The 17,014-nt window shown below is 61.8% G+C and carries 14 protein-coding genes; 11 read left to right on the forward strand and 3 right to left on the reverse strand.

Annotation, left to right across the window (positions count from 1 at the left end; translation table 11 throughout):
* Positions 1 to 248: 248 nt before the first annotated feature.
* The 8 genes from AC070A_RS27850 to AC070A_RS27885 all read left to right on the forward strand — a co-directional run bounded on the left by AC070A_RS27850 (position 249) and on the right by AC070A_RS27885 (position 9,365).
* Entirely contained in the window at positions 249 to 1,811 is a 1,563-nt protein-coding gene (locus tag AC070A_RS27850; RefSeq protein WP_058320912.1) for an ABC transporter substrate-binding protein, read from the forward strand.
* 58 nt (positions 1,812 to 1,869) lie between these two features.
* Positions 1,870 to 2,841, forward strand: a complete 972-nt coding sequence (locus AC070A_RS27855) for an ABC transporter permease (protein WP_113512345.1) — start codon at positions 1,870 to 1,872, stop codon at positions 2,839 to 2,841.
* Between the two features lie 10 nt (positions 2,842 to 2,851).
* On the forward strand, positions 2,852 to 3,802 hold the full coding sequence (locus tag AC070A_RS27860) for an ABC transporter permease (protein ID WP_057249545.1): 951 nt from the start codon (positions 2,852 to 2,854) through the stop codon (positions 3,800 to 3,802).
* Between the two features lie 3 nt (positions 3,803 to 3,805).
* A complete protein-coding gene (locus AC070A_RS27865; RefSeq protein WP_492384100.1) occupies positions 3,806 to 4,999 on the forward strand; it encodes an amidohydrolase family protein in 1,194 nt (397 codons plus the stop codon).
* Positions 4,996 to 6,480 carry an amidohydrolase family protein gene (locus AC070A_RS27870; protein WP_492384099.1) on the forward strand — a complete coding sequence of 495 codons (1,485 nt, stop codon included), beginning with the start codon at positions 4,996 to 4,998 and terminating at the stop codon, positions 6,478 to 6,480. The genes AC070A_RS27865 and AC070A_RS27870 overlap by 4 nt, the downstream gene beginning before the upstream one ends.
* Positions 6,477 to 7,463 carry an ABC transporter ATP-binding protein gene (locus AC070A_RS27875; RefSeq protein WP_058320910.1) on the forward strand — a complete coding sequence of 329 codons (987 nt, stop codon included), beginning with the start codon at positions 6,477 to 6,479 and terminating at the stop codon, positions 7,461 to 7,463. The genes AC070A_RS27870 and AC070A_RS27875 overlap by 4 nt, the downstream gene beginning before the upstream one ends.
* Positions 7,460 to 8,440, forward strand: coding sequence for an ABC transporter ATP-binding protein (locus AC070A_RS27880; RefSeq protein WP_492384098.1), 981 nt, complete (start codon positions 7,460 to 7,462; stop codon positions 8,438 to 8,440). The genes AC070A_RS27875 and AC070A_RS27880 overlap by 4 nt, the downstream gene beginning before the upstream one ends.
* Positions 8,441 to 8,714: 274 nt before the next feature.
* The gene (locus AC070A_RS27885; RefSeq protein ID WP_492384097.1) at positions 8,715 to 9,365 is read left to right on the forward strand and encodes a YceH family protein; all 651 of its coding nucleotides are present in this window, start codon (positions 8,715 to 8,717) and stop codon (positions 9,363 to 9,365) included.
* Positions 9,366 to 9,436: 71 nt separating this feature from the next.
* Here the strand turns inward: AC070A_RS27885 and AC070A_RS27890 are convergent, their stop codons facing one another.
* The gene (locus tag AC070A_RS27890; protein ID WP_492384096.1) at positions 9,437 to 10,171 is read right to left on the reverse strand and encodes an aspartate/glutamate racemase family protein; all 735 of its coding nucleotides are present in this window, start codon (positions 10,169 to 10,171) and stop codon (positions 9,437 to 9,439) included.
* Between the two features lie 302 nt (positions 10,172 to 10,473).
* On the opposite strand from AC070A_RS27890, the gene AC070A_RS27895 reads away from it, so the two are divergent.
* Together AC070A_RS27895 and AC070A_RS27900 are read left to right on the forward strand one after the other, a co-directional pair.
* Positions 10,474 to 11,160 carry a GntR family transcriptional regulator gene (locus AC070A_RS27895; RefSeq protein ID WP_058320906.1) on the forward strand — a complete coding sequence of 229 codons (687 nt, stop codon included), beginning with the start codon at positions 10,474 to 10,476 and terminating at the stop codon, positions 11,158 to 11,160.
* A gap of 67 nt (positions 11,161 to 11,227) precedes the next feature.
* Positions 11,228 to 12,055 carry a bifunctional allantoicase/(S)-ureidoglycine aminohydrolase gene (locus AC070A_RS27900; RefSeq protein WP_057249556.1) on the forward strand — a complete coding sequence of 276 codons (828 nt, stop codon included), beginning with the start codon at positions 11,228 to 11,230 and terminating at the stop codon, positions 12,053 to 12,055.
* Between the two features lie 100 nt (positions 12,056 to 12,155).
* Here AC070A_RS27900 and AC070A_RS27905 read toward each other — a convergent pair whose 3' ends face one another.
* Entirely contained in the window at positions 12,156 to 13,964 is a 1,809-nt protein-coding gene (locus AC070A_RS27905) for an ABC transporter ATP-binding protein/permease (RefSeq protein WP_492384095.1), read from the reverse strand.
* 205 nt (positions 13,965 to 14,169) lie between these two features.
* Between AC070A_RS27905 and AC070A_RS27910 the strand changes: the two genes are divergently transcribed.
* The gene (locus tag AC070A_RS27910; RefSeq protein WP_492384094.1) at positions 14,170 to 15,015 is read left to right on the forward strand and encodes a class I SAM-dependent methyltransferase; all 846 of its coding nucleotides are present in this window, start codon (positions 14,170 to 14,172) and stop codon (positions 15,013 to 15,015) included.
* A gap of 56 nt (positions 15,016 to 15,071) precedes the next feature.
* Here AC070A_RS27910 and AC070A_RS27915 read toward each other — a convergent pair whose 3' ends face one another.
* Positions 15,072 to 16,370, reverse strand: a complete 1,299-nt coding sequence (locus AC070A_RS27915) for a S41 family peptidase (RefSeq protein WP_492384093.1) — start codon at positions 16,368 to 16,370, stop codon at positions 15,072 to 15,074.
* Positions 16,371 to 17,014: the final 644 nt, after the last annotated feature.

Here is a 17,014-nt window from a genome sequence, read left to right on the forward strand (position 1 = left end):
CCGTTTCAGGCGTTCCGACAGATTTTATTCGCCTCATAGTTGCTGCTCGACCGCCGTCTTTCAGGCTGTTTGTTGGGGGAGTCGATCCCCACTTTTTACACCGTATGCGACTTAAAACATTTATGCATACAAAATTGTCGACAAAATAGTTGACATTATCGCCAGCAGCTTCAAATCTAGGGTGGCTTGCTCACGAGTGGGCGAGAGCGCCGGCATAGGGCGACTGACGAGAAAACAGAGGGAACGACATGAAACTGAGAAAGCATCTCCTCGCGGGGTTGGCATTTACCGTCCTCGCATCCTCCGCATCCGCGGAAACGCTGCGCTGGGGAAGCCCGCGGGATATTTTCTCGCTCGACCCCTATTCCTACGGCAGCACCTCGAACCTGGCCTTCCTCAACCACGTCTATGAGGGCCTGACGCGCTATACGCCGGAGTTTAAGGTCGAGCCGGCGCTCGCCACGAGCTGGGAGATGGTGAAGGACAAGGTCTGGCGCTTCCATCTGCGCAAGGGCGTGAAGTTCCAGAACGGTGCCGATTTCACCGCTGACGACGTCGTTGCCTCCATGGCCCGCGTCAGCCACCCGACCTCGCCGCTGCGTGGCAACATTCCCGCCTATGTCTCGACCACCAAGGTCGACGACTACACGGTCGACATCGAAGTGAATTCGCCGAACCCGCTGTTCCTCAACGACATGACCAACATCTTCATGTTCGACAAGGACTGGCTGGTCGACAACAAGTCCGAGCTGCCGACCGACGTCGGCGCCAAGGTCGAAGGCTACGCCACCTACAACACCAACGGTACCGGCCCGTTCAAGGTCGAATCCCGCGTTCCAGACAGCAAGACGGTTCTCATCAAGAACGACGGCTGGTGGGATACGCCCAAGCACAATCTCGACCGCATCGAATTCATGCCGATCACCTCGGCCGCCACCCGCGTCGCAGCGCTGCTTTCGGGCGAAATCGACCTGACAGACGGCGCGCCCGTGCAGGATCTCGAGCGCTTGAAGAGTTCGCCGGACATCAAGGTCGTCGAGCGCACCGACCTGCGCACCGTGCACATGGTCTTCAACCGCCACGACACCTTCGCCGACGGTCGCGAAAACTTCTTCAACAACATCAAGGTACGCCAGGCGATCGACCATGCGATCGACCGCCAGCTCATCTTCAAGCGCGTGATGCGCGGCAAGTCGCATGTCGCCGGCACCATGGTCGCGCCTGAGATCCCCGGCTACAGCGCCGAGCTCGACGTGCCGACCGCTTACGATCCGGAACTCTCCAAGAAGCTGCTCGAAGAAGCGGGCGCCGTCGGCAAGGAGTTCACGTTCGTCTGCATGAACGACGAGAGCGTCAACGAGGAAGACGTCTGCAGCGCGCTCGTTTCGATGCTGTCGCGCGTCGGTCTCAAGCCGACCCTCGACATCGGCCCGCGTGCGGTTCAGGCGCCGAAGCGCGCCGGCGGCAAGTCCGACGCCTACATGATCGGCTGGGCCAACGAGCCAACCCTCGATGCCTATTCGATCCTGGTTCAGGTTCTCTCGACCCGCGAAGGTGCCGCCGGCGTCGCCAACTACGGCGGCTGGTCCTATCCGGAACTCGACGCCATGGTGAAGAAGGCCGCGGTCGAGATGGATCACGACAAGCGTCTGGCGATCGAAACCGAGGCGCTGAAGTTCGCCAAGGACGAGGTCATCATGATCCCGCTGCACCAGCAGCCGATGGCCTGGGCGATGTCCAAGAACGTCACGGACGTCACCATTCGCGCCGACAACAAGCCGCGCCACTGGCTGACGCGCATCGGCGATTGAGTTTCCTTGCCCCGGCAGAGTTCGCTCTGCCGGGCTTTCTCATTCAGCGAGAAACCCAATGATTGTCTTTCTCATCAAGCGACTGGCCAATGCCGTGCTGGTCATGCTCGCCGTTGCGCTGCTCGCCTTCCTGATCTTCCGCTTCGCCGGCGATCCGGTGGAGTTGATGGCCAACGAGCAGATGTCGCAGGCCGACCGCATCGAGCTGCGCGAAAAGCTCGGGCTCAACGATCCGTTCGTGACCCAGTTCGGCCGGTTCGTCGTCAACGCCGCACAGGGCGATTTCGGCATCAGCTACCGCAACGGTCAGGACGTGATGAAGCTCATTGCCGAGCGCTTCCCGGCGACGATGGAGCTGGCGCTGGTCGCAACCGTCCTGTCGCTCTTGATCGGTATTCCGCTTGGCGTCATCACTGCGATCCATCGCGGGCGATGGTATTCCGAGGGGCTTCAATTCGTCAGTATCATCGGCGTCTCGTTGCCGAGCTTCGTCGTCGGCATCCTTTTGATCCTTGTCTTTGCCGTAACGCTTGGCCTCGTGCCCGCCTTCGGGCGCGGCGATGTAGTGCAGCTTGGCTGGTGGAGCACCGGTTTGCTGACGGCTTCGGGTCGCGCGTCCCTGCTTCTGCCGTCCCTTGCGCTCGCGCTTTACCAGATCACTCTGGTCATGCGCCTTGTCCGCGCCGAGATGATGGAAGTGCTGCGCTCGGACTTCGTCAAATTCGCACGTGCCCGCGGCGTGCCGCGCTGGCGGATCTATTTCCGCCATGCACTCCGCAACTGTCTGATGCCCGTCGTCACCATGACGGCGATGAACTTCGGCTCGCTGATCGCCTTCGCGCTGATTACCGAGACCGTCTTCCAGTGGCCCGGCATGGGCATGCTGTTCATCCAGGCGGTGACCTTCCTCGATATGCCTGTCATGGCGGGGTATCTCTGTATCGTCTCCTTCATCTTCGTCACGCTCAATACGCTCGTCGATATCGCCTATGCGGTCATCGATCCGCGGTTGCGCGATGCCACCCGCTGAGGTCGCTGCCATGACAGATCACGTCCAGCAAACCACACCGCCACGCCGGCCCTCGCGGCTTGCCCGCTGGCGCCAAAGCGACCTCTGGTGGTCCTTCACCCACAAGCCGTCGGCGATCATCGGCGCGGTCATCCTCACCTTCCTGATCGTAACCGCCTTTTCCGCGCCGCTGATTGCGCCCCAGAACCCGTTCGATCCGGCCCAGCTCGAGCTCTGGAATTCCGAGTTGCCGCCAATCTGGGAAGCCGATGGCCAATGGCCTTACGTGCTCGGCACCGACACCCAAGGCCGCGACATGCTCTCGGCCATTCTCTATGGCTCGCGCATCTCGATCCTGATCGGCGTCGCCTCGGTCGTCCTTTCATTGGCCGTGGGTTTGAGCCTCGGGCTCGTCGCCGGCTATTTCGGGCGCTTCATCGACAATCTGCTGATGCGCATCGGCGACGTGCTCCTCTCGATCCCGACGATCCTGATCGCGATCCTCGTCAGCGCCGTCGCACGCCAAATGCTGCCGCCGGAACTCAGGGACGTCGGTTCTGCCGCCGTGCTGGTGCTGGCGATTACGCTCAGCGCCTGGGTGCAATATGCCCGTACCGTCCGTGCCCAGACGATCGTCGAGCGCGGCAAAGAGTATGTCCAGGCCGCGCGTCTTTTGAAAACGCCGGCGCGGCGCATCATGCTGAAGCACATCCTGCCGAACACGCTGACGCCGATCCTGGTCGCGGCGACCTTGAACTTCGGCATGGCGATCCTGACGGAGGCGACGCTTTCCTTCCTCGGCATCGGCATGCCGCCGAGCCAGCCGAGCCTTGGAACGCTCATCCGCCTCGGCAACCAGTTCCTGTTTTCGGGCGTATGGTGGGTCGTGCTCTTCCCCGTCGTCCAGCTTTGCCTTCTCGTGGTCTCCGTCAACCTGCTCGGTGACTGGCTGCGCGATGCGCTCAATCCGAAATTGAGGTGAATGATGTCCAATCTCCTGATACGTAACGTCAGGCCCAACGCCGGCGAAGCGACCGACATCCTCGTGCGCGACGGCAAGATCGCGGCCTTCGGCAAAGGTCTTTCCGCTGAAGGCGTAGTAACCGAGGACGGCAACGGCCATATCGTGATCTCTGGTCTCATCGAAGCCCATACGCATCTCGACAAGTCGGTCTGGGGCATGCCCTGGCATGTCAATGCCAAGTCTGCGACGCTGCGCGAACGCATCGACTTCGAGCGCGAGCAGCGGCTTGAAATCGGCATCGAGCCGCACCGCCAGTCCATGCGTCAGGCAATCATGCTCGCCGCCAACGGTGCGAGCCACATCCGCAGCCACGTCGACATCGATACGACCCACGGGATTAGGCTGATGGAAGGCATCGTCGAGACCCGCAAGGCGCTTGAGGGCATCATCGACATCGAGATCGTCGCCTTCCCGCAGTCGGGCCTCGTTACCCGTCCGGGCACGGTCGAGCTCCTCGACCAGGCTCTGAGCAATGGCGCCGAAGTCCTTGGCGGCATTGATCCCTGCGGCATCGACCGGGACCCGAAGGGACACCTCGACGCGATCTTCGGCCTTGCCGACAAACATGCAAAGCCAATCGATATTCACCTGCACGAGCAGGGCGAACTCGGTGCCTTCAGCATGGAGATGATGTTCGAGCGCATCCGCGCGCTCGGCATGCAGGGCAAGGTGGCGATCAGTCACGCCTTCGCGCTCGGAGCACCGGACTATCTGCGCGTCGCCGGCCTGATCGAACAGATTGCCGAGCTCGATATCCGCATCGTCACGACCGGCTCACCGTCTTCGACCGTGCCGTCGATCCTCCGTTTGAAGGACGCCGGCGTCAAGGTCGCGGCCGGCTGCGACGGCATCCGCGATACCTGGGGTCCGTGGGGACAGCCCGACATGATGGACCGCGCCCGCATCCTCGGCATGAAGAATGGCCTGCGCCGTGACGTCGATCTCGAACATGCGCTGCATGTCTGCTCCAAGGGGGGCGCCGAGGTCATGGACATTAGGGGATACGGCCTGGACGTTGGCTGCGACGCCGATTTCACCCTGCTCACCGGCGAGACGCTGGCCCATGCCGTCGTCGACGTCGCGCCGCGGCCGCTGGTCGTCAAGCGCGGAAGTGTCGTCGCTCGAAACGGTATTGCGGAGGTAGCAATCCCATGAACACCATCAAGGATTTGACACTTGGCCAACGTCCCGAGGGACGCACGCTTCTGACGGCGCAATGGGTGCTCGGTCACCGGGACGGTTCGCACCGGCTGATCCCGAACGGTGAGGTCGTCATTGAAGGCGGCACGCTTCTCTATGTCGGGCCACACTTCGAAGGCGACGTAGCTCGGCGGATCGATCTCGGGGCCGCGATGATCAGCCCCGGCCTGATCGACCTCGATGCACTTTCGGATCTCGACACGACGATCCTTTCGATCGACCATCAGCCCGGTTGGGCCAAGGGTCGCGTCTGGCCGCGCTCCTATATCGAGCGCGGGCCCTATGAGATGTACACGCAGGAGGAACTGGCGTTCCAGAAGCGCTTTGCCTTCGCTCAGCTTCTCCTGAACGGCATCACCACGGCAGCCCCGATCGCCTCGCTCTTCTACCGCGAGTGGGGCGAGACCGTCGCGGAGTTCGCCGCCGCTTCCGACGCGGCCGGCGATCTGGGTTTGCGCGTCTATCTGAGCCCGGCCTATCGCGCCGGCGGCATGATGGTGACGGCGCCGGGCCAGCTCGAAGCGATCTTCGACGAAGCAAGGGGCCTGAAGGGCCTCGAGGATGCCATCGGCTTCATCCGTGAGCATGAAGGGCGCCACGGTGGACTGGTCAAGGGTTTGCTGGCTCCGGACCGGGTGGAAACCTGCACCGAGAAGCTTCTGATCCGCACTGCCGACGCGGCGCGCGACCTTGATTGTCCGATCCGCCTGCATGCGGCGCAGGGCACCATGGAAGTCGATACCGTTCGCCGCTTGCACGACAAGACGGCGCCGGAGTGGTTGGCAAGCTTCGGCTTCCTCAGCGACCGGCTGATTGCGCCGCATGCGACTCAGGCGACCGACAACGATTTGCGTCTTTATGCCGAAAACGGCGTCAGCATCGTCCATTGCCCGCTGGTTTCGGCTCGCGGCGGCAGCACGCTGAACTCGTTCCGCTCCGTCAAGGCCCGCGGCGTCAACATCGCCATGGGCACCGACACGACACCGCCGGACATGCTGATGAACCTTCTGGTCGGCTTGATCACCTGCCGCGTGGTCGAAAACGATCCGGGCGCCGTCAGCTGTGCCGATCTCTTCGACGCCGCGACACTTGGCGGCGCCAAAGCCCTCGGCCGGTCGGATCTCGGCCGCCTGGAATCGGGTGCTCGCGCCGACATCGCCGTCTTCGATCTCATGGACCACCACATGGCCCCGGCGGTCGATCCGATCACCACGCTGGTGGTCGGCGGTTCGGGACGCGTCACCAAGGCGGTCTTCGTCGATGGCCGTCTGTCGATGCGTGACGGCGAAGTGGCGGGCTTCGATATGAACGAGGCGCGCGCAAAGGCGCAGGCGCAGTTCGATGGTCTGATCGCCAAATATCCCGAAAGAAGCTGGGGTCACCCGCCGGTCAGCGAGATCTTCCCGCCGAGCTACCCTCTGGAGGTGCCGCGATGACAGAAACTGCTTCATCGGCCGTGCTTGACGTTCGCGGCCTCTGCGTTGAATTCCCCGGGCGCCATGGCACGGTTTCGGCACTCTCAGACGTTTCGCTCAGCATTCGCCCGGGCGAGATCCTTGGCGTCGTCGGCGAATCCGGCGCCGGCAAGTCAATGACCGGTCTTGCGGTCCAGGGACTGCTGGAGCCGCCCGGCCGTATCTCCGGCGGAGAGGTCTGGCTCGCCGGCCGCCGCATCGACCAACTCGGCGACAAGGAGATGCAGAACGTGCGTGGCCGCCAGATCGGCGCGATCTTCCAGGATCCGCTGACCTCGCTCAACCCGCTCTTCACGATCGGCGCGCAACTTGTCGAGACCATTCGCCTCCACCTGAAGCTCTCCAAGGCCGACGCCAAGGCGCGCGCCATCCAGCTTCTGAAGGAGGTCGGCATTCCGGCGCCTGAAGCGCGCTACGACCACTACCCGCATCAGTTCTCGGGCGGCATGCGCCAGCGCGTCGTCATTGCGCTCGCGCTCGCCGCCGAGCCGAAGCTGATCATTGCAGACGAGCCAACGACGGCACTCGACGTCTCGATCCAGGCGCAGATCACCTCGCTGCTCCGCCGTCTTTGCGACGATCATGGAACCGCGGTCATGCTGGTCACCCACGACATGGGCGTCATCGCAGAGACCGCCGACCGTGTCGCGGTCATGTATGCCGGACGGCTGGTTGAGATCGGTCCGGTCGGCGACGTGCTGAAGAATGCGCGTCATCCCTATACCCGCGGTCTGATGGGCTCGATCCCGGCACTCGGCCGTCGCGTCGAGCGCCTGAACCAGATCGACGGTTCGATGCCGCGGCTGAACGCAATCCCGACCGGCTGCGCCTTCAACCCGCGTTGCCCGGAGGCGGGGCCGCGCTGCCGCAAGGATCGTCCCGAGCCGGCCCCGGTCGGCAGCGGCGTTGCTGCTTGCTGGCTCAATGCAGGAGGAGTTCTATGAGTGATGCCCTGACGGTCAACGACCTGACCTGCAATTTCGATGTTTCCGCGCCCTGGCTCAACCGGGTGATCGAGCGCAAGCCGCAGCAGTTCGTGCGGGCGGTGGACGACATCAGTTTCAGCGTGCCGATGGGCGGCTGCCTCAGCCTCGTCGGCGAATCCGGCTGCGGCAAGTCGACGGTCGCGCGGCTCGTCACCGGTCTCTACCGGGCGAGCGAAGGCGAAGTACGGTTTGCGCCCGGCAAGAACGGGCAACCGCTTTCGGCGCAGATGATCTTCCAGGATCCTTATGCCAGCCTCAATCCGCGCTGGCGCGTGCGCAACATCATCGCCGAGCCGTTGCGCGAGCTGAAGCTTCGCAATTCGGAAGCGGAGATCATGGAGCGTGTCGGCGAACTGCTGACGATCGTCGGCCTCGCGCCTTCGGACGGAACCAAGTTTCCGCATGAATTCTCCGGCGGCCAGCGCCAACGCATATCGATCGCACGGGCGCTTGCCGGCGAGCCGGAGTTCCTCGTTTGCGACGAGCCGACCTCGGCCCTTGACGTGTCGGTCCAGGCCCAGATCCTGAACCTCATGCGCAAGCTGCAGGACGAGATGGGGCTGACCTATCTCTTCATCAGCCACGACATGAGCGTGGTGCGCCACATGTCGGACCGTATCGCGGTGATGTATCTCGGGCGCATCGTCGAAGAGGCGGACACCGAAACGCTCTTCGCCAATCCACGGCATCCCTATACGCAGCTGCTGCTTGAGACGATCCCGGACATTACCCATCCGAAGCGTGGGCGCAGTATCGCTGCCAGCGAGGTGCCGAGCCCGCTCAATCCGCCGTCCGGCTGCACGTTCCATCCACGCTGCCCCTTTGCGGACCAGCGCTGCAAGAGCGAACGGCCGGAAATGCGCAACTTCGCCGACGGTTCGCGTGCCGCCTGCCACCGCATCGAAGAGACGGCGAAGGCGATCCACGCGGCCTGACACATCGAGTTCCCTGAAGCCTTGGGCTCCGTGTCGTAACAGTCGCGGAGCCTCTTTTTTGGGGGCGATGTTCAGGCGAACCGTATTGCGAGCGAACGTGTTTCGTATCCCTGTCGTCAGGCGAATGCTACGGTGCTAACCGGAATTCAACGAAATAGACCGATGACCATTTCCGGGCTTCGACACTCACGTTAGGGTAGGGGCCGAAAGCCGGGCTGCACTCCGCTTGGGGGGCTCGGTTGGGATCGAATGCGTTGATTTGAAGAGTTGGCTTATGAACACGACCTCCGACACCGATTTCCCCGTCCTCAATGCCGTTGAAGCCCGCATTCTCGGCTGCCTGATCGAGAAGAAGGAAACGACGCCCGACGTCTACCCGCTGACGCTCAATTCGGCGCATGCAGCCGCCAACCAGAAGACGGCCCGCGATCCCGTCATGGCGGTCGAACAGGTGGACGTCCACCGCGCGCTCTCGTCGCTGGCGCAGAAGGGGTTGGTCCGCCAGGCGTTTGCGTCCAGGGTCGAGCGCTACGAGCACCTGGTAGCCAACCGCTTCTCGCTGACCTCGCCGCAGATCGTCATGCTGGGTCTTCTGCTTCTTCGCGGTCCGCAGACCGCTTACGAGCTCTGGGCACGCAGCGAGCGCATGGCGCGGTTCTCTTCGATCGAGGAGCTGAAGGACAATCTCGATCTGATGATGGGCCGCCGGCCGCCACTGATCGTTCAATTGAACCGAGGCGCCGGTCAGCGCGAGGACCGCTTCGCGCATCTGCTGTGCGGTGAAGTCGAGCAGCCGGCTGCCGAGAGGGCTGTGGTGTCTTCGGCTCCGAGTGGCTCGGCGCTATCCGCCCTCGAAGAACGACTGGAAGCGCTCGAGCAGAAGGTGGCGACGCTGCAGGAGCAGCTTGACGCCTTGATGCGCTGATCTAGCCAATCGGCACCAGCGCGAGAGCTACCGGACGGGGTGCCGCCCGGTGGCCCGTAAAGGCTTAAGATTTAGCCGGCGACGTCAGCCAGCCTGCAGGCCGGGTTTTCCTTGGCACGGGGATAGTCATAGGCGCCGACCTTTGAGGTGGCATAGCCGCCGCCGACCAGGGCTTCGGCTAGCTTCACCGCAGCGGTCACGCCGTCGATGACAGGCATGCCGGTGCGCGCCTTCAGGCGGTCGCAGAGCTCTGACATGCCAGCGCAGCCGAGAATGATTGCTTCAGCACCATCTTCCTGCCGCGCCTTGAGGATCTCCTGCATCAGCATCTCCTCGGTATGGGCGAGGTCCTCTTCCAGCGCCAGCACCGGCATGTCCACCGAACGGACCTTGCGGCAGCGATGACCGGCACCATAGGCGTCAGCCAGATCCTCGATGATCGGCACGGAACGGGGCAGGGTGGTGATGATCGTAAAGCGGGTCGCGATGTTCATCGCCACTTGCACGGCCGCCTGACAGATGCCGATCACCGGACCACGTGCGATCTCACGCGCAGCACCAAGGCCCGGGTCATCGAAGCAGGCGATGACATAGGCGTCGACGCCGCGCATCTCGCCCTTACGAATCTCTGCGAGCATCGCCGGTACGGCCATGGCTTCGTCGGCATGCCCTTCAATGCTGGCCGGGCTTGACGTAGGGTTAATGGACTCCAGTAAGGTATGAGGTGCTGCGACGCGCTCCGCACTGCGATGCGCCTGTTCGGTCATGGAGCGAGTGGAATTCGGGTTGATGAGCAGGAGACGCATGGATCAGCTCGTTTTCCGAAGGACGGTTGCGAAGGGGACGTCGGCCGTGGTGTCCAGAGTGCGCATCACGCCCCTCTCCTGGTCCGGCAGTTCAGTGAAATTAAGGTCCATCGGGGCTCTCAAGTGGCATCGCGCCCCGGCTTCGGGCCGGTCGCGCGGTCGTGTTTAAGCAGTTGCCATTGCACATCAAGTTGCGGTACACAATATTGTCTACAATTTTGTAGTCAATATCTAACTGCAGCTGATGGAATTGACTTTGAGCGCCGCACGGCGAGAGTAAGCGAACGGCTAAGGGAGATTTCATGTACAACGCGGACGAAGCCGCCGGTGCTCCGACGGCGATCATTTGCGAGAAGATCTGGCTTGCGATTGCAGAGCGGCGGCTACGGCCGGGAACGCGCTTGAAAGAAGAGCAACTTGCCGAAATATTCTCCGTCAGCAGGGCCCGCATCCGACAGGCACTGACCGCGCTGGAGCGCGACGGCCTGGTGACGATCATGCCGAACCGCGGCGCCTTCGTTTCCGAGCCCTCCGTCGATGAGGCGCGCGATGTCTTCGTTGCCCGCCGGGCCATCGAGCAGCGCGTCGTCGAGCGCCTGTGCGAACGCGCCAACCCCAAGGATATCGTCCGGCTACGAGGGCATATCGAGGAAGAGCGCATTGCCGGCCGATCCGGCAATCTCTCTGATATCGTTCGGCTTTCGGGCGGTTTTCACCTTTTGCTCGCGGAACTCTCGGGGTCGGCCTTTCTCTTCGGCATTCTGCGCGACCTGGTCTCCCGTACCTCCTTGATCACCGCGATGTACCGTTCGAACCACCTTCACAATTGCGGGCCGGACGAACATCTGGCCGTAGTCGAACACATCGCAGCGCGCGATGTCGCGAGCGCCATCAAGGAAATGGCCGAACACCTGAACCATGTGGAAGCGGAACTGGATCTGGACGAGGAGAAGGATCAGCCCCGCGATCTTCGCACCGCCTTGCTTTGACGCTCAAACGAACCAATTGCACCGCTGATAAGAGGAGGCGGTGCCTGCCAGCAGACTGAAGGAAGATATGACCAACCGTAGTTACTATGCGCCGCATGGCGGCAACCCGCCGCAAACCCAACTCCTTTCGGATCGCGCGGTCTTCACCGAAGCCTATGCCGTGATTCCAAAGGGGACGATGATGGATATCGTCACCAGCTATCTGCCGTTCTGGGATAAAACCCGGCTGTGGATATTGTCCCGTCCGCTCTCCGGTTTTGCTGAAACATTTTCACAATATATCATGGAAATCGCTCCGGGCGGTGGCAGCGACAAGCCCGAACTGGACGAGGGAGCCGAGGGCGCGATCTTCGTCGTCGAAGGCGAACTGACCGTTACGCTCGACGGCAAGGCGCACAAGATGCAGCCGGGCGGCTTCGCCTTCATTCCACCGGCCAGCAACTGGAGCGTTCGCAATGGAAGCGAAGCGCCGGTTCGCTTCCATTGGGTGCGCAAGGCCTATGAGTATGTCGATGGCTTGCCTGTGCCGGAAGCCATCTTCACCAATGAAGCCGAAATCACCCCGTCGCCGATGCCTGGCACCGACGGCAAGTGGGCGACGACGCGCTTCGTCGATCCGGCGGACCTGCGCCACGACATGCACATGACAATCGTCACGTTCGAGCCCGGCGCGATCATTCCCTTCGCCGAGACACACGTCATGGAGCATGGCCTTTACGTGCTCGAAGGCAAGGCGGTCTACCGGCTCAATCAGGATTGGGTCGAGGTCGAGGCCGGCGACTACATGTGGCTTCGCGCCTTCTGCCCGCAGGCCTGCTACGCCGGTGGTCCGGGCAAGTTCCGCTATCTGCTCTACAAGGACGTGAACCGCCATATGAAGCTGCGGGCGCGCTAAGGAAACTTACGCTAGGTAAGGCAAAACCGCGCATTCGACGAATGCGCGGTTTTCTATTTTCCTCAATGCGTTACTGGCGCTTCCGAATGGCTCGCTTGCTTCAATCCACCAATTGCGGATCGGCGGGCTGAAGGCTCCTTGGCTGCAGTCGCCGCAGCGTATTGCCTGCCGGGTTCTTGTCGAGGTGCAGCACGCGGGTGAAGAAGTCATTGCCGCGTTCGGTGCGTCCGATATTGACGATCGCGACACCTTGGAGTTCTTCGTCCATGAATTTCAGAACGCGCTGGTAGGCGTCGTCCTCAAGCGTGTCGAGCGCCTCGTCTATGATCAGCCACCGCGGCTTGTGCAAGCTGAGCCGGGCAATCGCCAAAAGGCGCTGTTCCGCTTCGCTGAGGTTCATCTGCTTTCGCGCATCCTGGTCAAGCCGGCCGCTGAGGCGACCAAGCCCGACCTTGGAGAGCACCGATGCAAGTTCACCCTTGCTGTAGCTATCGGCTGGACCTGGATAGGCGAGAACTTCGCCCAGGGTCCCGGGCGGGAAGTAAGGTGACTTCGGAACGAAGGCGAGGCCATCATCGACCGGCAGTGCAATGCGGCCGTGACCCCAGGGCCAAAGGCCAGCGATCGCCCGGAAGAACGGCGCCTTCTCCACCTCGGGCGCACCGGTGACAAGCACCCGTTCGCCCGGATCGATTGTTACGCTTTGCTCCCGCAGCGTGATGCAGCCCGTCGGCGAGACGATTTCGATATTGTCGAAACTCATCTGCGACGTTTCCGACGTCTTGAAGTCGATACGTTTGTCGCCCTCGTGCCTTTCGTCGGTCATCAGCAATGCGGAACGGAAGGCGGCAACGCGTAGCAGCGTGGCACGCCAGTCGGCGATCGCGCCGATGTTGTCGACGAACCAGCGCAACGACGCATGCACCTGGTTGAAGGCACCGACCGCCATCATCAGCCCGCCGAAGCTCAGGTCGCCGGCAAAGTAAACCGGCGCCGCAATGACGATCGGGGCAACGACCGTGATCCAGCCATAACCGCCCGTCACCCAGGTCAGGCGTGTCACCGCGCGCAACAGGCCGTAGCTGATCTCGAGCACCGAGGCGAGATCGCGCTGTAAGCGCTTCTTTTCATTGGCCTCGCCTGAAGATAGAGACACCGCCTCGATATGCTCGTTAACGCGCATCAGCGAGAAACGCAGCGCCGCCTCGCGGGCATAGTGTTCACCGTTCAGCGCCACCAGCGGACGGCCGACCAGCCAGCTTAGCCACGAGGCCGTGCCTGCATAGAGAATGGCGGCCCAGACCATATAGCCGGGAATGGCGAAGGCGTAGCCAGAGACATGAAAGACGAAGCCGTCGGACAGCGACCACAACACGCCGATGAAGCTCACCAGCAAAATACCCGATTGGAAAAGGCCGATTGAAAGCCCGGCTGACAGATCGGTCAGGTGGCGTGCATCCTCATGGATGCGTTGATCCGGGTTGATACCGATCGCGCCGGCGTTCGCCAGACGAAACGCGCGCGAGGGGCGCATCCATTCGGTTATGAGATCTTCTGTCAGGCCCTCGCGCAGGCGCAGCTTGATGACCTGTCCGAGCCAGGTTTGCAGGACGTTGAGGACGAGAAGCACGCCAGCGATCTGGGCGAAGACGACCAACTGATGAAGAAAGGCGGGCAGGTCGCGTCGCTCGAGCGTGTCGTAGAACGGTTTGTACCATCGATTGAGGATGATCTGGCCGAAGGCTGTCACAACGATGACAACGACGATGGTTATGCTGAGCCAAATGATCTTGTTGCGTAGCGGCGAGGCCATGAAAGCCCGATGCATCATCCGCAATTGATCACCGAGGGATTGTTCGTCGCTGGGCTCTATCCGGCCGCTATTCTTGACGTTCGTCCGGTTCGACATCGGTGCGAATCTCTCCTTCCCGGTATCTTCAATTGGAATATAGCGTGCCTTACGCTCTCACCCTAGAGCGGATTGTCTAAGCTCACATGTAACCGCGGTCACAAAGGCCCTCGTATCCCGGCGCAAAATTGATTTGTACCATTCGAAAGCGGGTTCATAGTTTCGCCAGACGAGGTCGAAAAACGGCGCCAAGGGAGGAACCTGTATGTCCGCGCATCTCGATCAAATCCGCGATCAGCAAAGAGAAACCTGGGACCGCTTTTCCGCCGGCTGGAAGAAATGGGACGCTCTCGTTCTCGGCTGGCTTGCCCCCTTCGGCCAGGCGATGATCCGCCAAGCAGCGATCAAAGACGGCGATCAGGTGCTTGACGTCGCTGCCGGGACAGGCGAGCCGGGACTGACCGTCGCCGCCTCGATTCCGAACGGGCGCGTCACCGTCACGGATCTATCCGAGCGCATGCTTCAGGTGGCGAGCGAAAACGCCAGGAACCGCGGTCTGACGAATTTTGAAACCAGGATCTGCGACGCCGGTGCATTGCCTTTCACGGACGCGACGTTCGACGCTGTTCTTTGCCGGTTCGGCTTCATGTTTTTCCCTGATGTTGCGGCAGCAGCCGAACAATTGAAGCGGGTCGCGAAACCGGGTGCACGTGTTTGTGCCGCCGTCTGGGCCTCGCCTGACAAGAACATCTGGGCAACGACGATCATGTCGACCATTGCGCGCCACGTGGAAATGCCGAAACCGCCGGCGGGAGCCCCCGGCCTGTTCCGCTGTGCGCCCGAGGGCCTGATGACTGCCGTCTTTACCGACGCGGGCCTGCGAGACGTCCGCGAGGAAGAGGTCACGACCACGATGGTTCACGACACGCCCGAAGACTATTGGACCTTCATGACCGAAATCGCCGCACCCGTGGTCGCGGGGTTGGGCCAGGCGGATATTGCAACACGGGAGCGTATCAAGGCTGAGGTTCTGGATCTTGCCCGGCAGTCGATCCGGGCGGGCAAAGTCGAATTGCGCGCCACCGCAACAGTCGTCGCCGGTACGTGTTAGCCGTCAGGGCGCTTTGACAGGAGGCCTAGGCGTCACACGCATGATCATTGGCCGGATTAGCGTGTCAACGCCGGATCGAGTGGCGCCGAGGTCCTTCCGTTTTTGCCGGCGGCAAGCATCCGAGCCATCTCGTTGACCGCCGCCTCCCGCTGTGGATCCCTTCCTGCCGCATAGGCAAGCGGCGACGTCACCGAAATATCCGGCTCGATGCCCACAGCTTCGAGCCGAAGGTCGTTGTCGATCACCGCATCGGAAACCGCGAGTTCGAGCAGACTGTCATCCGGCAAGACATAGGCGCGGCCTGCGAGCAGGGCGCCCGCCGTCCGTTCACCGACCAGCGGGATGGCATTCTGCCTGAGGGCGTAGGCGAAGAGCTCCAGGCCGCTGCGCGTACCTTTATCGATCAGCGCGATCACCGGCTTTCGCCAACGGAAGTTTGCGAGTGTCGCATCCCCGCGGCGCGGCACCAACCGGAAGGACGGCGTGTCGCCAACGAAAAGCTCCGCCGCATCGGCAGGGCCACCACCCCAGCGCCCGCGCAAGTCAACGACAACACCCTCGGCGTTCTTGAGGCGGCCGGTCGCAAGGGCTTCCGCGACAATATCGAGGCCATTGCGCGTTGAGAGCGTCCACATCCGCACGTAACCGATCTTGTGGCCATCGCGTTCGCTGAGTGCAAGACTTTTGTCGATCGCCCGCTCGAACATCGGCAGCGGCCGCAAGCGCTCCACCTGGACTTTCGCCGAAATCGATGCGGCATCGCGATGGCGTCGAAGCCGGATCTCGACGCTTCTACCTACCTTATCGGCGAAAGAGCCGATTTCCCGGTAGGGAAGCCCGTCCACCGACAGGATCTCGTCACCAACGAGCAGGCCGGCCCTCTCGGCCGGCGATCCATCGTAGACATCGGCAACGAAGCGACGATCACCGTCAACGGTCGTCACCATGCCGATGCCGGGATAGCGGACCTCGCCATCCGGCGGAAAGAGGCGGCGGATGTCATTCCGGATTGCGAAACGGAAAATGTCGGAGAGTTCGAAATAGTCGATCGTATCGGGCTTGTAGCGTCCGGTATGCGAGACCCGAAGGCTGGAAAGGACCGATGTGATCGCGTCGTCGACGTCGCTGGGCGAACTCGCGGCCGCGATCGAGTGCAACCTCCCGTCGATTTGTGCCCGGGCAGCAGCGTTGAAGCGGACCAGCGCCGTTGTGTCGTAGAATTCTTCATCCACCAGTTCGACGACGCGGTCAAACACAGGCTGGCCCGAACGCGTGACGTCGGCTGCATGGGGAGCAGTCGGCTCCGACAGGAGCAACGAGAAGGTCAGCAACGTACCTGCGAAGCCAGGGCGCATAGCTCGTCCTCCGGTTTCCGATCGCTCGATTATCGGCCAAACACGGCTTCTTGGGAGGCGGTCTGCTTGCAAAATCGCGTGATCTCGGCAGCGGCCGCCGTTCGCCCTGTCTGGTTCCGATTGGTTTTCAGGTCGGAGTTCCCGGAGGCAGGCAAGGCATCGCAACGATCGTAGACTATCTGGGTACAATTGGTAATTGCAATATTATCGCTCGTTAAACGCGATGCGATTAATCGACACCTGAATGGCGGTCATGTGGCGTACGAACCGGCGCTGGGCAGATCGGGCTTCTGATCACTTTGGGTCATCAAAAGGAGGCGGCCGAATTAGCTCGTAGGGGCTATAAAAACCAGTCAAACCAATCCGTTAATGGCGACAGATCTATTATGAAATTTCTGTAACGCAGTTGTCATATGCTTTCCGGTTTAAGTAAAAATCTAGCGGATTATGAAGATTTATTGACTGCGAAAGATTACGGCTTGTCTTTCCGCATTAGAGTTTGTTAACATTCGAATATAGGGGTTTCATTACAGCTTTGAACGCGGGAGGGTGGCATGCCGCTGTCGTCGATGCTTGATTCCAAGAATTCCCGACACCTCCGCCGAAAGTCAGCCGCACAGGATGGGCCACCTCCCCAGGAAACG

It is taken from the genome of Ensifer sp. GW101-20A05 (genome assembly GCF_059424735.1).

What these genes read in the sequence shown, in the direction of transcription:
- AC070A_RS27850 (WP_058320912.1), top strand. Translation starts at nt 249, where the DNA reads ATGAAACTGAGAAAGCATCTCCTCGCGGGGTTGGCATTTACCGTCCTC.
- AC070A_RS27855 (WP_113512345.1), top strand. Translation starts at nt 1,870, where the DNA reads ATGATTGTCTTTCTCATCAAGCGACTGGCCAATGCCGTGCTGGTCATG.
- AC070A_RS27860 (WP_057249545.1), top strand. Translation starts at nt 2,852, where the DNA reads ATGACAGATCACGTCCAGCAAACCACACCGCCACGCCGGCCCTCGCGG.
- AC070A_RS27865 (WP_492384100.1), top strand. Translation starts at nt 3,806, where the DNA reads ATGTCCAATCTCCTGATACGTAACGTCAGGCCCAACGCCGGCGAAGCG.
- AC070A_RS27870 (WP_492384099.1), top strand. Translation starts at nt 4,996, where the DNA reads ATGAACACCATCAAGGATTTGACACTTGGCCAACGTCCCGAGGGACGC.
- AC070A_RS27875 (WP_058320910.1), top strand. Translation starts at nt 6,477, where the DNA reads ATGACAGAAACTGCTTCATCGGCCGTGCTTGACGTTCGCGGCCTCTGC.
- AC070A_RS27880 (WP_492384098.1), top strand. Translation starts at nt 7,460, where the DNA reads ATGAGTGATGCCCTGACGGTCAACGACCTGACCTGCAATTTCGATGTT.
- AC070A_RS27885 (WP_492384097.1), top strand. Translation starts at nt 8,715, where the DNA reads ATGAACACGACCTCCGACACCGATTTCCCCGTCCTCAATGCCGTTGAA.
- AC070A_RS27890 (WP_492384096.1), bottom strand. Translation starts at nt 10,171, where the DNA reads ATGCGTCTCCTGCTCATCAACCCGAATTCCACTCGCTCCATGACCGAA.
- AC070A_RS27895 (WP_058320906.1), top strand. Translation starts at nt 10,474, where the DNA reads ATGTACAACGCGGACGAAGCCGCCGGTGCTCCGACGGCGATCATTTGC.
- AC070A_RS27900 (WP_057249556.1), top strand. Translation starts at nt 11,228, where the DNA reads ATGACCAACCGTAGTTACTATGCGCCGCATGGCGGCAACCCGCCGCAA.
- AC070A_RS27905 (WP_492384095.1), bottom strand. Translation starts at nt 13,964, where the DNA reads ATGTCGAACCGGACGAACGTCAAGAATAGCGGCCGGATAGAGCCCAGC.
- AC070A_RS27910 (WP_492384094.1), top strand. Translation starts at nt 14,170, where the DNA reads ATGTCCGCGCATCTCGATCAAATCCGCGATCAGCAAAGAGAAACCTGG.
- AC070A_RS27915 (WP_492384093.1), bottom strand. Translation starts at nt 16,370, where the DNA reads ATGCGCCCTGGCTTCGCAGGTACGTTGCTGACCTTCTCGTTGCTCCTG.